The sequence below is a fragment of the Actinomadura graeca genome (assembly GCF_019175365.1).
Lineage (GTDB): Bacteria > Actinomycetota > Actinomycetes > Streptosporangiales > Streptosporangiaceae > Spirillospora > Spirillospora graeca.
Genome location: NZ_CP059572.1, coordinates 4,791,979 through 4,805,503, shown reverse-complemented (window position 1 = coordinate 4,805,503; position 13,525 = coordinate 4,791,979). Strand labels below are relative to the sequence as shown.

The following is a 13,525-nucleotide window of genomic DNA, read 5'->3' as shown; positions in this document are numbered from 1 at the left end:
GCGCCGGGAGCACGTACGACTCCCGGGCAGCCACCACCGGGGTGTAGCGCAGCTTGGCAGCGCGCTTCGTTCGGGACGAAGAGGTCGTGGGTTCAAATCCCGCCACCCCGACACAAAGATGCAAGTCAGAGGCCGGTTCTCCCTCCAGGAGACCGGCCTCAAGGCATTAAGGCGGCGCAGCCGGGTCAGGGCGGCTGGATGAGGTGTCGTGCGCCGGTGCGTTCCGGGGAGACGAGCCACGGACGCACGACTGCCGACTAGGAATGTCGGTATAGGACGCGCACCAGGGCGTGCAGCGCGCATCCTGGTCTCAGTAATTGATCAGGGCCCAGGCGGCGTGGCCGTCGGTGCGTTCATCCTGGTCGGTCTCGCCGGCGTACGCGTCGGCCAGAACCAAGCCACGGCCGTGCTCGGCAGGATCGACGTCCTCGTCCTTCTCGGGCGGAGGTGGCCCCGTCGTCCACCACCGTGGGGAGCGTCTCTCGGCTGCTGATGAGAAGTCCAACCCTGATCCGGCCACCGCACACGCCACTGGCCGAGTACCCATTTGGGATTCCGTCCAGCGGTCACGCCTGCTCGCCCTGAATACGCAAGTCGGTGACGATCTCCGCCAATACGTGCAGTGTCATGGGGGCGTGGGTGTGTCAGCCGCCGGTCTGGCAGCCGACGGGTCCGGGCCCGTAGTCGTGGATGAGGGCGCTATGGAAGTCGAACAGGAGGAAGTCGAAGTAACTGAACACGGGAGACGCCGCAAGCCCCCAAGGTGAGCCGCTCACTGCCGTCCAGCGCCCACGCAGGCGGTTGATGCATCATTCGTTCAGATGAGTACCTTCGTCAGAGCGATGATCTGATTCGACGGGAAGTAGATCTGGACGAAGGCGGCTGTCGTGAATCGCTCGCCCATCCAGACGACGGGCGTGTGGAGACGCCAGGAGCCCTGGGCCCATCGGGTGGTGACGAACTCGCGGAACTGGTCATCGGCCGCCAGATCGCTGAGGAGGGCAAGCGCATCGCCGCGCGGCATCTTGAGCCAGGCCCACCCGCGGTAGTACTCGATGAAACCAGAGTTGCCCGTCGGCTCGCCGACAGGCTCTACAGCGTTGCGTTCGGCTTCGACCGCCTCGCCTGTGTCCTGGCAGCAGGCAGCGGTTTGCCAGCGCCTCGCCCAGATGGCACGGACGAGGTCGACCATGGCGTTGTCGATGAGGACCGCTTCCTCGCGGTGAGGAGGAACCAGTGTTGTCGAGGGATGGACCTAGAGGGCCATGTGTCCTTCCAGCGTTCTTGGCGCACCGGGTTAAGGGGGTGCGTTAGGTGGTTCGGTGCTTGACCCAGCTAGTTGCTGCTGCGGCAAGCCCGGGATGGGGTGCGTGGTCGCCGATGTCTTCCCACATCGCGGCCTGTGCTTTGGCGAAAGCTGTCACCGCGTCGGCGGGTGCGGCGGCGAAGAACGGAATCTTGGACGCCCAGGCCTGTGCTTGCGCCGGATGGTGTCCGCAGGCGATGAGCCAGATGATCCAGCAGGCAGAGTCGATCCAGCGAGCCCCTCTGGTGGGCCAGGCCCAATCGAGCATATATGCCCGCTTGTCACTGCCGATGAGGATGTTGGCGGGTGACCAGTCGGTGTGCGAGAGCCAGTCGCCGGCGAACTCTTCGGCTTGGTCGCTGTAGCTCGACCAGCGTTGCTCGGCTCGCTTGAGTTCGACACCGTCAGGGGCGTGTGGACAGTGAGCCATCATGGCGATGATGAGGTCGAGGTCGAGGCTGGACGGCTCGTAGGATGCAGGACGGCCGTCGATGAAGCCGAACCCGTTGAGGTCCCAGCCACCTGTGATCTCCGTCCATCGAAGCGGAGCCGAGACGTTTTGGATGTGCGGGTTGATCCGGCGTTCACGTTCTTGGGTCCAGGCGCGCGGGTGATCGATGCGCAGTCCTTTGACGAATGTGGTGTCGTTGATGACCACGGCGATCTCGGAGTTGAAGCCCTCGCTGACCGGGCGAGCAGTGATCACCGGCCCAGTGTGCTTCTCGATCAGTGCCTGCGCCTGGTGCCAGGGGAGCCGTTCGGTCACATCGGAACCGTACTGGAGGGGCCCCTCGCCTACGGGGATGGGCGAGGGGCCGTGCTGCGGTGCCCTACGCGTCGTCATTGGTAAGGGTTGTCGTCGCCGCAGCCAAGGCCGATCGCGTATTCGGCTGCGTCGTTGACATCTTCGACGATCTCGACGACTGCTTCCTCTGTCGCGGGGCCGTCCTGCACCTCGATCGTGATGCTCACCGGGGTAGCTCCTCTCGGGGCTCTTGGTGCTGGCAGTAGGTGGCCAGCGGGGCTTTGGCATTGCGGTAGAGCTGTACCAGCGGCATGCACGTCCCACATGTGCCCTGGAGCGTGCAGCCTGTGCATCCGCCCCGGCGGCGCAGCAGGTCGTCGCTGATGCCGCCCAGGCGTTGGAGCCCTTGTGGTCCCTCGCGTACCAGGTCGATGTTGGGGTCACGGCCGATCTTGCAGATGCTCGCCCGGCCCAACGGGTCGACGTGGAACGACGTGTGTCCGGCGTCGCAGCCGGTAAAGGGTGCCCGCTTGCTCAGGAACTGGGGTGACTGGGACGGCAGGCTCTCAGCACCGCCGTGGATGGTCGGGGAGATGTTGGCGTACTCGCGATGTCGTAGCCCAAACCTTTCGCTCAGTTGGCGCATGAGGTGGAGTTCATGGGCATTGCGGTTGGTGATGATCAGGCTCAGATCCAGTTGGAGGCCGGCCTCGTGCGCCGCCGACAGCCCGCGCATGAACTTGCGGAAGGAGCCTGGCCGTCGGGTGAGGCCGTCGTAGGTCTCCGCTGTAGCGCCATAGACGCTCAGGCTCATCTTGCTCGGCCTGTGGGTCGTCAGCAGGTCGAGCATTTTGGGGTCGGCCAGCCGGGAGCCGTTGGTCAAGATCTCCACCATCATGCCCAGTTCGTAGGCCTTGGTGTGGACGGCGGCGAACAGCCGATCCACCATCGGCTCCCCACCTGTGAGCTGGAGCCACAAGACGCCGGCATCCCGGATCGCCTCCAGCAAGCGCTCACGCTCGGGCCAGCCCATCCCATCGAAGGTCTTGAGGCCGAGGTAGCAGTGCTCGCAGTCGTAGTTGCAGCCAAGATTCAGCTCATAGGTCGCCTTACCGAACCCGTGGTTCGACTCGCAGCGAAGGAGCAGGTGATCGCCGGACCGCTGCCCGCGAAGGTCGATCCCCCAGGTGGTCCGGGCGGCTGCCGTCAGCCAATCAGGAAGTACTTCGGCGTCGGCAAGTGCCCGGTAGGCCGCCTGCGAAATCTTGATTCCTCGGGTCTCCCCCGGCATCAGTACCAGGAAGCCGCCTAGGAATGGACTTGCGATTAATTGGTACATCTGGCCCGTCCCGTTACATATCGCCTCGACTCGAATCCGATCGCCTCGACTCGAATCCGTCGGACGCGTTGCTGCGCAACGTCCAAGACATTAAAACCGCAAGAGGGATGCGACCCGGAAAGAAATTCCGGGGTCGCCTGACAGGAGGCTGTGATGTCCGATCACTTGCAGCACCTATCACCGGGGCAGCGCGTGGCCTGGCACCGCGTCCGGCGGGGCATCTCCCAAGAGGTCTTGGCCGGCCTGGTCGGTCGGACCGAAGACTGGCTCAGTAAGATCGAAAATGACCGTGCAGCTTTGGACAGACTCTCGATCATCAGGGCACTCGCCGATGCCCTGTGCATCTCCGTCTTCGACATCATCGGCCCACAGCCTGCCGAGTCGATGCGTCGTGAGCCGTCCCACTTGGACGTCAGCGCCGTCCGTTCTACGCTCGCCGACTACCGGCAACTGTCCCCACTGCTGGCAGCGATCGAAGCAGAGCCCGAACCGCCCCGGCTGGAGGTACTTCGTCGCGATGTGGCAATAGTGATGGCCGCCTACCAGCATTCACGCTACGGACAGCTGCTCGCCCGCCTGCCCACGCTGCTCACCCAGACCCACCTCGCTGCCAGGGAAGCCCGCGGGCACCAGCGGCCTAACGCCGATCGGCTCGCCGCCCTTGCCAACCAGTCGGCCGCGATGCTGCTCACCAAGCTCGGTGAGGCCGACCTGGCCTGGATCGCCGCTCAGCGCGGACTTACAGCGGCCGAACGCACCGCAGACCCCACGATCATTGGGTCGCTGTTCCGCTCGGTGATCCACGCACTGCACTCCCAAGGCCGCTTCGACGAGGCAGCGACAATGGCCCAACACGCGTCGCGATACCTACAGCACCAGCATGCTGATCTCTCGCCTACGCTGCTGTCGATCCACGGAACGCTGCTACTCACCGGAGCCGTCGCCGCTGCCCGCGCCCACCACCGCGCCGATGCAATGGGCTACGTGAAACGAGCCGAGCAGCTGGCCGACGCACTCGGCGCGGACGCCAACCACCTGTGGACGGCGTTTGGCCCCACGAACGTGCGCATCCACCGCGTCACTGTAGCCATGGCGCTGGGTGATGTCCCCACCGCACTCGACCTCATTCCAGGTATCACCACCACCCACCTACCCGTCGAACGCTCGGTCCGCCACAGCCTTGAAGTCGTCGACGTCTACCGGGCCCGTAACAAGGTCGATGAGGCCATCAGTGAACTGCTCGCCGCTGAGCGCCGGGCCGCCGAACAGGTCCACGCCCACGTCATGAGCCGCCACCTCGTCCACCAACTCCGCGGCACTACTACCGGCAAGAGAAGCCGCCTCCTGGCTGATCTCGCTCGCCGGATGAGCATCATCTAGCCCAATCTCCTACGCTCAACTCCCGTGACCGATGACCCGGCGGCAACCTTCGCCCACGCTCGAGCGGCGGCAGGTGTCCTGTTCTTCAACGATCAAGACCACATCATGCTGGTCGAGCCGTCCTACAAGGACTACCGCGACATCCCCGGCGGCTACGTCGAGCGCGGCGAGACCCCCTACCAGGCCGCCAAGCGCGAAGTCGCTGAAGAACTATGCATCCGCCCGGAGATCGGACGACTCCTGGTCGCCGACTGGGCCCCCAACCCGGCTGAGGGCGACAAGGTCCTCTTCCTCTTCGACGGCGGCGTCCTCACCACCGAGCAACTCGATGCCCTCCGCCTTGAACCCGGCGAATTGGTCGGCTGCCAATTCCACGACATCGCCCAGATCCACGACCTGACCATCCCGCGTCTTGCTCGCCGTCTTCTCCACGCCCACGCCGCGCGCAGCGACGGCAGTACCCGGTATCTCGAACACGGCGAGCGCATCTGAGCGAAGACCAAACGATAGCGACCGGCACGGCCGAGTCCAAGATGGCGTCGGTTCGAGCCCTAAATGCGGTGAAAGACCTGGTGAGGGGTGCACCTTTCGATGTACTGACCGTGCCGTCCCGGCCGCAGGGCCGTCATGACCAAAAACGCCTCCGACGTGAACAGCAGCGCGGCAGCCCCGTGGATCAGTCTTGCCTTTCGATCACTGACTGTTCCGGAAGCCTCTGTGTCGTCTCCTGGGGGCCAGCGGTCTTCTATGTGAAGTTGGATGAGCGCGGCGTGGGAGAGCGGGCTGACGGGATCGGTGATGTCGCCGTTGGTGGTGTAGTCCAGGAGGATGACCTCCTCCTTGTCGCGGAGCGGCTCGACCAGATCAGCGACGCGGTATTCGAAAGACCCATCGGTAAGCCGACAAGTAGGTTCGGCGGCGGACGGCCCTGAGTGTGACGCCGGGATGCTCTTGTGACGGCCGTCCTCACTGCGCTCGGCGCCCGGTCGCACCGCCCAGGGCAAAGTCGCAAGGGGGGTCGGCTCGGCGGTGTTCTGGACGATGTTGGGTCGCGTCGTTCGTCATGGAGTTTAAGACGCGCAGCAGTGCCGCGCCCTTGGTGACCTTCATGAGGTGGATCTCGATGCCGTTGAGCACCCTGGGCACCTTGCGGTCGAGCAGCGCCCTCAGCCGCAGGCCCGCGCCGGTGGCCTTGACCGTCACCGTGTGGGACCGACCACCGAGATGCTCAACTTGTCGGGGCCGAACCTCAGTCGATCGGGAAGGTCACCGGGCTCGGCACGAAGACCTCGCACTTCAGGTCGTGGCAGGTGCGCACGTTCGTGCCGTCGGCGGCCATCGCAGGTACCGGTTCGCCACCGTCCGAGGAACCACAGCCGACCAGGACGAGCACCACCAGCGATGCCGAGGTCGATCGGAGCATGGCTCTTCTCTTCGCCGGGTCGGCCGGGAAGTGCTACGACGGCAACCTGTTATGCGGGCGCGGGACCCCTTCCGGGCAGATGCTGAAAGCTGCGTTGATCGCTCGCTGGTTTGATCCGAGCTCCAAGTCCTCTTGGACGAGGGTTTTGCTGGGTCCTTACTCGCAGACGGTTCCGTCGCTATCCCGGTCGATGTACCAGTGGTATTCGGGGTCCACGCCCTCGACGTACGGGCCATATCCGCGCGCTTTCGCCGCCGTGCACGTCCCGAACCGCGGGTCGGTTTTCGGTGCTACGGGCGTGTGGGTCACCTTCGGCTTGGGACGCGGCTTCGGCTTCCGCGTCGTCGGCACTTCCGATGGGAGACCGGCCGACTTCATCGTCACTGTCCTGGTCACCGTGACCGTTACAGGTGTTACCGGTGAGTCGGCGGAAACCGCTGTCCCGTTGTCCGATCCGCAACTGCTCACGCCGATCCCGATACCACCGAACAGACACATCGCAGCGAGGACAATGACTCCAGTGGCGGGAATGTGATGCTGCTGGCGGGGTGGCGGCATCTGTGGAGATGGCGGCGGATACACGCTTTGGGCCTCCCATTGCAGAAGTCGAAATTGACGGTGCATGTGAGACGCCTGTTGCCCGTGGACCGTTCACGCGCTCTCGGGCAAATGTCATCATCCGGCCACCTTGCTTCTTGGATGATGAAGCCGGGCCCCGTCCCACCGCCTCGCGGATGCGCGGGCCGGTCTGCCGGAGCGGTCTGGGTGGCGGCCTCTCGGAAGCATCTTTCCCCGCGTCTTAGCAGGTCACCTTTGTTTTGATGCCCCCAGCGGCCGCACCTTCAGCACGAGTGGCCTCCAGGTGAGGGTCTTGGTGCGGGGTGCTCCGTTCGGTCGGTCGGCGGCCGACCGGCATGTGAGGTGTTCCCGTAGGGCGGTCCTAGGGGCGTGGCTGAGACTTGGTGATCATTTGCGTGGCGGGGGGGGTGGCGGGTCTGGTGGTGGGCGGGGTTTTGGGCGAGACGCTAGTCTCTTTTACGTCTTGGGCGGTTGATGACTATATGGGGGAACTCAGTGACCCAGTCGGGTTCAGCGGGACAGGCGCGGATCGCGCAGCTGCTTGCCGAGCATCGGGACGACGTGCTCGGGCGCTGGGTGGACGAGGTCGGCTCCTCGGTGCGCGGCCGTATCACCGAGCGGGAGTTGCGCCAGGAGCTCGGGGAGTTGTACGAGCTCGTCACGCGGCAGGCGGCTGAGGGGGGCGGGGGTGCCGCGGCAGAGGAGTTGCGGCCCGTCCTCGCGGATCTGTCGAGGTCGCGGGCCCGGCAGGGTTTCAGCCCGACCGAGACAGCGATCAGCATCTTCGCCCTGAAGCAGGCAGTTTTCGCGGTGCTGGAGGACGCCACCGAGGCGGACGCCGAGGCGTACCGGGAGTTCGTCCTGTTCTCGAAGGTCCTGGACGATCTGGGGCTGCACACGTTCGAGACCTTCGCGGCGGCCCGTGAGCAGGTCATCACCGACCAGGCGGAGAGCCTGCTGGAGCTGTCCACGCCGGTGGTGAAGCTCTGGGACGGGATCGTCGCGGTGCCGCTGATCGGCACGCTGGACTCCGCGCGCACGCAGGTGGTGATGGAGACGCTGCTCCAGACGCTGGTGGAGACCGGGTCCAGTTACGCCGTCATCGACATCACGGGGGTCGCGGCGGTCGACACCGAGGTGGCGCAGCATCTGCTCAAGACGGTGGTCGCGGCCCGGTTGATGGGCGCCGAATGCGTGATCTCGGGCATCCGGCCGCAGATCGCGCACACGATCGTGACGCTGGGCATCGAGTTCGCCGACATCGTCACCAAGGCGACGCTGGCGGACGCGCTCGCGCACGCCCTGCGGGAGAGCGGGGTCGAGCTGGTCATCGGAGGCCGGGGCTGATGGACCGTGTGCCCATTCTGAAGATCGGGGACATCCTGCTGGTGTCGATCCAGATCGACCTGCAGGACCAGTCCGTGCTGGCGCTCCAGGAGGATCTGGCCGAGCGGATCGTGACGACCGGCGCCCGCGGGGTCATCATCGACATCACCGCCGTGGAGATCGTCGATTCGTTCATCGGGCGGATGTTCGCCACCATCGCCTCCATGTCGCGGCTGCTGGACGCCGAGACGGTCGTGGTCGGCATGCGGCCGGCCGTGGCGATCACCCTGGTGGAGCTCGGGCTGTCGCTGGGCGGTGTGCGTACCGCGCTGGACCTGGAGAAGGGCCTGGTGCTGCTGAACTCCCGGGGCGTGAGCAGGACCGCCAAGGCCCTGCGAGACCTTCGGTGACCGCGTCCGGCGACACCGAGATCCCCATCGAGACCGGCGACGACGTGGTGCGGGTGCGGCAGGCGGCCCGGGCCGCCGCCGGCGCCGCGCGGCTGTCGCTGGTCGACCAGACCAAGGTGGTGACCGCCGCCAGCGAGCTGGCCCGCAACACGCTGGTCTACGGCGGGGGCGGTGTCGCGCGGGTGAGCCAGGTGACCGACGAGCGCGGCAAGGCCGGGGTCCGCATCGTCTTCCACGACGACGGGCCGGGCATCCCGGACGTGGATCTCGCGCTGACCGACGGCTGGACGAGCGGCCAGGGCCTGGGGCTCGGGCTGGCGGGCGCGCGGCGGCTGGTGGACGCCTTCGAACTGGAGACCTCCGTCGGCGTCGGCACCACGGTCACGGTGACCAAATGGCGCCGCTGACCGGGGCCGGGTGGTCGGTCAGCCCGTCCGCCGAGGAGACGCTGTGGCTGCGGGTGGAGGAGCTGAGCGCGGTCGCGGGGGTGCGCCGCCGGGTCACGGCGCTGGCCGGGCGGCTCGGGTTCTCCGAGGACCGGCTCGCGCAGATCGCGCTGGCGGTCAGCGAGGCCGCGTCCAACCTGCACAAACACGCCGTCAATGGGATGATCGGGGTCTGGGTCGCCCGGGCGGGCGGGGTCGCGGCGATCGAGTTCGTGTGCGTGGACAGCGGCCCGGGGATCGCCGACGTGCCGCGGTCGATGCTCGACGGGTACTCCACGAGCGGCACGCTCGGCCTGGGACTGGGGGCGATCTCCAGGCTCGCCGACAGCAGCGACCTGCACTCGATCCCCCGGCGCGGGTCGGTGCTCACCGCGCGGTTCGCCGTCGAGCCCGGTCACGAGACCGCGGGCGGGCACTCCGGGCTGACCAAGCCGAAGCCCGGCGAGCAGGTCTGCGGCGACGGGTACGCCGTGCACACCGGTGACGGCGTGACCCACGTGATGCTCTGTGACGGCCTCGGCCACGGCGCGCTCGCCGAGCGGGCCGCCGCGGAGGCCGTCCGGGCGGTGCGGCAGAGTGATCTGGCGGCCGGGCCCGGCGCGATGCTCGCGCAGATCCACCGGAGGCTTGCGCCGACCCGGGGCGGGGCGGTGGCGGTCGCGGAGATCGACTTCGCCGCGGGGCGGGTGCGGTACGCGGGGCTGGGCAACATCGCCGGGTGGATCGTCGACCCCGAGCGCCGGCGGGGCATGATCTCCGTTCCCGGCATCGCCGGGCACCAGGCCCGGACGATCCGCGAGCACGCCTACGACCTGCCGCCGGACGCCACGGTGGTGCTGCATTCGGACGGTCTGAACCAGCGCTGGAGCCCCGTGGACTACCCGGGGCTGTTCACGCGGCGGCCGATGCTCGTCACCGCGACCCTGCTGCGCGATGCCGGGGTGCGCAACGACGACGCCTCGATCGTCGCGGTCCGGGCCGGGTGAGCGGCCGGTGGAGCGCGAGCTGCGGCGTTTCGAGATCCGCGACCCCGAGGACGTCTCCACGGTGCGGCGCGCCGGGCGGGAGGCCGCGGCGGCGCTCGGGTTCGACGCCTCCGACCAGGTCCGGATGGGCACGGCTGTCAGCGAGGTCGGCCGTGAGCTGACGGCGGCGGTGGTCCCTGTCGCCGTCAGGTTCCTGGTCGTGACCGTCCCGTCGCCGACGCTGGTCGCGGAGTTCGCGTTCGGCTCGCCCGCCGGGGGGCGCCGGGCGGGCGAGGGCACCGCCGCGGCGGGGCGGCTGGTCGACTCGGTCGAGGAGGCGGAGGAGGACGACGGCGGGCGGCGGACCGTCGTCCGGCTGCGCAAGCGGCTGCGAGCCGACCTGCCCGCACCGGCGGAGGACGCGCTGAACGCCGTCCAGGCCAGGCTCACCGAGCTGATGCCGATCTCGGCGGCCGAGGAGCTGCGGGCGCAGAACGCCGAGCTGATCGAAGCCTTGGACGACGTCCGGCGCCGGCGTGAGGAGCTGCATGTCCTCAACGCCGAGCTGGAGGAGACCAACCGGGGCGTGCTCGCCCTGTACAACCAGCTTTCCAACGAGCTGGAGGAGACGAACCGGGGTGTCGTCGCCCTCTACGCGGAGCTGGACGACAAGAGCGAGCAGCTCCGTGAGCTCGGTGAGGCCAGGACGCGGTTCTGGTCCAACGTCAGCCACGAGCTGCGGACGCCCGTCAACTCGGTCATCGGCCTGGCCCGGCTGCTGCTGGACGGCTCGGCCGACCCCCTGAGCGATGAGCAGCACCACCAGGTGGAGCTGATCGCGGACTCGGGGCAGACGCTGCTGGGCCTGGTCAACGAGCTGCTCGACTTCGCCAAGGCGGAGCGGGGGGCGCTCGTGCCCAAGCCAGCGGAGACCGATCCGCGGACGGTCCTCGACGAGGTCGCCGCCCAGCTCGGCCCGGCCGCCGCCCAAGCGGGGGTCACCCTGGACATCGCCCTTCCGCCCGATCCGGTGCGGCTGACCACCGACCCGGACATGCTCACCCGGATTCTGCGGAACCTCATCGGCAACGCCCTCCGATTCACCACAGAGGGTGAGGTGCGTGTCACCGTTGAGAGCGTGGACTCTGAACTGGTCGTCCATGTCGCCGACACCGGCGTGGGAATCGCGCCCGAGCACCAGCAGCGGGTGTTCGAGGAGTTCTACCAGACGCCCGGCACGCAGGGCGGCACCGGACTCGGCCTCCCCTACGCGCTGCGGCTCGCGAAGCTGCTCGGCGGGGACCTCGCCCTGCGCAGCACCCTCGGCGAGGGCACCACGGTGACGCTGCGGCTGCCGGCCGGCCAGGCGCCGGTCCGCCGCGAGCTCAACGTCGGCCACGTCCTGATCGTGGACGACGAGGAGGACGGCCGCAACGCGCTGCGCGACCTGCTGGCCGGGTCGGCGTCCCGCGTCAGCGAGGCGTCCGGCGGCCGCGCCGCGCTGGCCCGCGTGGAGGCCGACCCTCCGGACGTGGTGCTGCTCGACCTGCGGATGCCCGAGACCGACGGGCTCTACGTGCTGGACCGGCTGCCGCCGCGGATCCCGGTCGTCCTGCTCACCGACGTGGACCTGCGGGTGCTCGGTGACCCCCGCGCGGACCGGGCGGACGCGACGGTGGACAAGGCGCGGCTGGATCGCGACGCTCTGAGCGAGGCCGTCCACCAGGCCGTGGAGTCCGCGAGGGGAACGGATGGACACTGACCGGGCGACCGCCCTCGTTGTCGACGACACCCCCGCCAAGCGCTACATCATCAGCAGCTGGCTGCGCCGCGCCGGGCACACCGTGATCGAGGCGGGGTCGGCCGCCGAGACCTGGCTGAAGCTGGCCGAGCACGACGTCAGCCTGGTGATCCTGGACGTCCGGCTGCCGGACATGAGCGGAATCGAGGTCTGCGAGCGGATCAAGTCCGACCCGCGGACCGCGGCGCTGCCCGTCATCCACATCTCCGCCACCGCGATCGCGACGTCCGACCGCACCTACGGCCTCCAGCAGGGCGCCGACGCCTATCTCACCGACCCGATCGACCCCGAGGAGTTCCTCGCCACGACCGCGGCGGTGCTGCGCTACTACCTGGCCCGGCGGCGCGCCGAGAGGATGGCGGAGCGGCTGGCCAGCCTGACCCGCACGACGCTCGCGGTGAACTCCGCCGAGACGTTCGACCAGCTCGCGACCGCCGCGGCGGTGGGCGCCGCCGAGGTCTTCGGCGTGGCCGCGGCCTCGTTCATCCTGCCGGTGGACGGGCGGCTCCGGCGGACGGTGTGCCTGGACCCCGGCAGGCCGCCGTGGCCGAGGACGAGCCCCCCGGACACGCTCCGGCGGCTCGGCGAGCTGGTGCCCCTCGGGGAGGACACCGGGTCGGCGGTGGCGACGGTCGCGCAGGAGTCCCTGGTCAGCGTCCTGCCGGACAACGCCGCGGACGGCGACGTGGTGCTCGTCCTGTCGCGGACCAAGTCCGGCCGTCCGCCGATCTGCATCGGGATCCAGCGCCGCGACGCGATGAGCGAGGACGAGACCAACCTGCTCCGCCAGCTCGGCCAGACCGTCGCGCTGGCCGTGGAGGCGCTGCGGTCCTACGCCGAGGAGCACGCGCTCGCGCTGACCCTCCAGCGCAGCCTGCTGCCGACCCGGTCGCCGCACGTGCCGGGCTGGAGGTTCGCCGTCCGCTACGAGCCCGCCAGCGACCAGGCCGAGATCGGCGGCGACTTCTACGAGGTCCTGGACTTCGGCGGCCACGTGCTGATCGCCATCGGCGACGTCCAGGGCCATTCGCTGCGGGCCGCGACGGTGATGGCCGAGGTCAGGCACGCGCTGCGCGCCTTCGCCGACGAGGGGCACGACGCCGAGACGATCCTCGTCCGGCTCAACAGCGTGTTCGAGCGCTACCACGACGACCAGTCCGCGACCGTCTGCCTGATGACGCTCGACCCCGCCACCGGCGACCTCCAGATCGCCAGCGCGGGGCACCTGCCGCCGCTGTTCCACGACGGCGGACGGTCCTGGTTCGGCGAGGGCGGCGGGGTGCTGCTCGGCTTCCCGCTCAGCGACGTGCGGATCGAACGCACCGCGATCCCGCCCGGCGGCGTGGTCGCCCTCTTCACCGACGGCCTCATCGAGGACCGCGACGTCCCGCTGACCGACAACCTGGAGCGGCTGCGGCTGATGCCGCTGGACGACGACCTGGAGAAATACTGCGACCAGGTCCTGGACGAGTTCGGGCACCGCGAGGACGACGTCGCCCTCATCGTGCTGCGCCGCGACCCCGCCTGACCCCCGCCGATGTCGTTTCGGGGGGGGTGGGGGGCGGCTCGCCGGGACGCGGGACGGTGATCACCCCGGGCGGCGCCTCGTGGACGGTGCCGCCGACGCCGAGGTAGCCGACGCGAAGTAGCCGCATACGGGAAAAGAAACGGCCTCGGCAACGACAGAATATTCGCCGTACGGTTATGGAAGTCCTGCTGTGCGGTACTCCGGCGAGACGGTCGTGTTCTTGGGTGGCCAGTGGCCATCCGGGCTTGCCGTCAGGGCAATGTGGTCGGAAGCAGCA

16 protein-coding genes and 1 tRNA gene are annotated in these 13,525 nt (G+C 68.4%); 9 read left to right on the top strand and 8 right to left on the bottom strand.

The genetic code is table 11. The annotated features are described in order from the left end of the window. Positions 1-37 precede the first annotated feature (37 nt). Positions 38-111, top strand: a tRNA-Pro gene (locus AGRA3207_RS21365). 706 nt (positions 112-817) lie between these two features. On the opposite strand, the gene AGRA3207_RS21360 is transcribed toward AGRA3207_RS21365, so the two are convergent. The 4 genes from AGRA3207_RS21360 to AGRA3207_RS21350 form a co-directional block, all read right to left on the bottom strand. Next, positions 818-1,192 carry a hypothetical protein gene (locus tag AGRA3207_RS21360; RefSeq protein WP_231328814.1) on the bottom strand — a complete coding sequence of 125 codons (375 nt, stop codon included), beginning with the start codon at positions 1,190-1,192 and terminating at the stop codon, positions 818-820. Between the two features lie 118 nt (positions 1,193-1,310). Continuing rightward, positions 1,311-2,072, bottom strand: coding sequence for a hypothetical protein (locus AGRA3207_RS21355; protein ID WP_231328813.1), 762 nt, complete (start codon positions 2,070-2,072; stop codon positions 1,311-1,313). Between the two features lie 74 nt (positions 2,073-2,146). Beyond that, complete coding sequence (locus tag AGRA3207_RS39865) at positions 2,147-2,278, bottom strand: hypothetical protein (protein WP_268248267.1); 132 nt, start codon at positions 2,276-2,278, stop codon at positions 2,147-2,149. Continuing rightward, on the bottom strand, positions 2,275-3,390 hold the full coding sequence (locus AGRA3207_RS21350) for a radical SAM protein (RefSeq protein ID WP_231328812.1): 1,116 nt from the start codon (positions 3,388-3,390) through the stop codon (positions 2,275-2,277). Before AGRA3207_RS21350 ends, AGRA3207_RS39865 begins: the two co-directional genes overlap by 4 nt. A gap of 153 nt (positions 3,391-3,543) precedes the next feature. Here AGRA3207_RS21350 and AGRA3207_RS21345 point away from each other — a divergent pair, with 153 nt between their 5' ends. Both AGRA3207_RS21345 and AGRA3207_RS21340 read left to right on the top strand, forming a co-directional pair. Next, positions 3,544-4,770, top strand: a complete 1,227-nt coding sequence (locus AGRA3207_RS21345) for a helix-turn-helix domain-containing protein (protein WP_231328811.1) — start codon at positions 3,544-3,546, stop codon at positions 4,768-4,770. A 24-nt stretch (positions 4,771-4,794) separates the two neighbouring features. Beyond that, entirely contained in the window at positions 4,795-5,262 is a 468-nt protein-coding gene (locus tag AGRA3207_RS21340; RefSeq protein ID WP_231328810.1) for an NUDIX domain-containing protein, read from the top strand. Between the two features lie 59 nt (positions 5,263-5,321). On the opposite strand, the gene AGRA3207_RS40280 is transcribed toward AGRA3207_RS21340, so the two are convergent. The 4 genes from AGRA3207_RS40280 to AGRA3207_RS40275 all read right to left on the bottom strand — a co-directional run bounded on the left by AGRA3207_RS40280 (position 5,322) and on the right by AGRA3207_RS40275 (position 6,571). After that, entirely contained in the window at positions 5,322-5,762 is a 441-nt protein-coding gene (locus AGRA3207_RS40280) for a DUF6939 family protein (protein WP_420830761.1), read from the bottom strand. After that, positions 5,737-5,973: a hypothetical protein gene (locus tag AGRA3207_RS21335; RefSeq protein ID WP_231328809.1), complete on the bottom strand. Its 237-nt coding sequence runs from the start codon at positions 5,971-5,973 to the stop codon at positions 5,737-5,739. Before AGRA3207_RS21335 ends, AGRA3207_RS40280 begins: the two co-directional genes overlap by 26 nt. A 46-nt stretch (positions 5,974-6,019) precedes the next feature. After that, positions 6,020-6,193 carry a hypothetical protein gene (locus tag AGRA3207_RS21330; RefSeq protein WP_231328808.1) on the bottom strand — a complete coding sequence of 58 codons (174 nt, stop codon included), beginning with the start codon at positions 6,191-6,193 and terminating at the stop codon, positions 6,020-6,022. Between the two features lie 156 nt (positions 6,194-6,349). After that, positions 6,350-6,571, bottom strand: coding sequence for an excalibur calcium-binding domain-containing protein (locus AGRA3207_RS40275; protein WP_420830916.1), 222 nt, complete (start codon positions 6,569-6,571; stop codon positions 6,350-6,352). Between the two features lie 696 nt (positions 6,572-7,267). Between AGRA3207_RS40275 and AGRA3207_RS21325 the strand changes: the two genes are divergently transcribed. From AGRA3207_RS21325 to AGRA3207_RS21300, 6 genes are read left to right on the top strand one after another with little or no spacing between them, the layout of a single operon-like run. Continuing rightward, on the top strand, positions 7,268-8,119 hold the full coding sequence (locus AGRA3207_RS21325) for an STAS domain-containing protein (protein ID WP_231328807.1): 852 nt from the start codon (positions 7,268-7,270) through the stop codon (positions 8,117-8,119). After that, the gene (locus AGRA3207_RS21320) at positions 8,119-8,508 is read left to right on the top strand and encodes an STAS domain-containing protein (RefSeq protein WP_231328806.1); all 390 of its coding nucleotides are present in this window, start codon (positions 8,119-8,121) and stop codon (positions 8,506-8,508) included. The genes AGRA3207_RS21325 and AGRA3207_RS21320 overlap by 1 nt, the downstream gene beginning before the upstream one ends. Next, entirely contained in the window at positions 8,505-8,915 is a 411-nt protein-coding gene (locus AGRA3207_RS21315; protein WP_231328805.1) for an ATP-binding protein, read from the top strand. Before AGRA3207_RS21320 ends, AGRA3207_RS21315 begins: the two co-directional genes overlap by 4 nt. Further along, positions 8,903-9,940 carry an ATP-binding SpoIIE family protein phosphatase gene (locus tag AGRA3207_RS21310; protein WP_231328804.1) on the top strand — a complete coding sequence of 346 codons (1,038 nt, stop codon included), beginning with the start codon at positions 8,903-8,905 and terminating at the stop codon, positions 9,938-9,940. The genes AGRA3207_RS21315 and AGRA3207_RS21310 overlap by 13 nt, the downstream gene beginning before the upstream one ends. 7 nt (positions 9,941-9,947) lie before the next feature. Further along, on the top strand, positions 9,948-11,681 hold the full coding sequence (locus AGRA3207_RS21305; protein ID WP_231328803.1) for an ATP-binding response regulator: 1,734 nt from the start codon (positions 9,948-9,950) through the stop codon (positions 11,679-11,681). Next, complete coding sequence (locus AGRA3207_RS21300; protein WP_231328802.1) at positions 11,671-13,248, top strand: fused response regulator/phosphatase; 1,578 nt, start codon at positions 11,671-11,673, stop codon at positions 13,246-13,248. Before AGRA3207_RS21305 ends, AGRA3207_RS21300 begins: the two co-directional genes overlap by 11 nt. Positions 13,249-13,525 lie beyond the last annotated feature (277 nt).

Bases quoted from the DNA above. Each gene is read 5' to 3' on its own strand.
- AGRA3207_RS21360 (WP_231328814.1), bottom strand. From the start codon at position 1,192: ATGGTCGACCTCGTCCGTGCCATCTGGGCGAGGCGCTGGCAAACCGCT.
- AGRA3207_RS21350 (WP_231328812.1), bottom strand. From the start codon at position 3,390: ATGTACCAATTAATCGCAAGTCCATTCCTAGGCGGCTTCCTGGTACTG.
- AGRA3207_RS21345 (WP_231328811.1), top strand. From the start codon at position 3,544: ATGTCCGATCACTTGCAGCACCTATCACCGGGGCAGCGCGTGGCCTGG.
- AGRA3207_RS21330 (WP_231328808.1), bottom strand. From the start codon at position 6,193: ATGCTCCGATCGACCTCGGCATCGCTGGTGGTGCTCGTCCTGGTCGGC.
- AGRA3207_RS40275 (WP_420830916.1), bottom strand. From the start codon at position 6,571: ATGAAGTCGGCCGGTCTCCCATCGGAAGTGCCGACGACGCGGAAGCCG.
- AGRA3207_RS21320 (WP_231328806.1), top strand. From the start codon at position 8,119: ATGGACCGTGTGCCCATTCTGAAGATCGGGGACATCCTGCTGGTGTCG.
- AGRA3207_RS21310 (WP_231328804.1), top strand. From the start codon at position 8,903: ATGGCGCCGCTGACCGGGGCCGGGTGGTCGGTCAGCCCGTCCGCCGAG.
- AGRA3207_RS21300 (WP_231328802.1), top strand. From the start codon at position 11,671: ATGGACACTGACCGGGCGACCGCCCTCGTTGTCGACGACACCCCCGCC.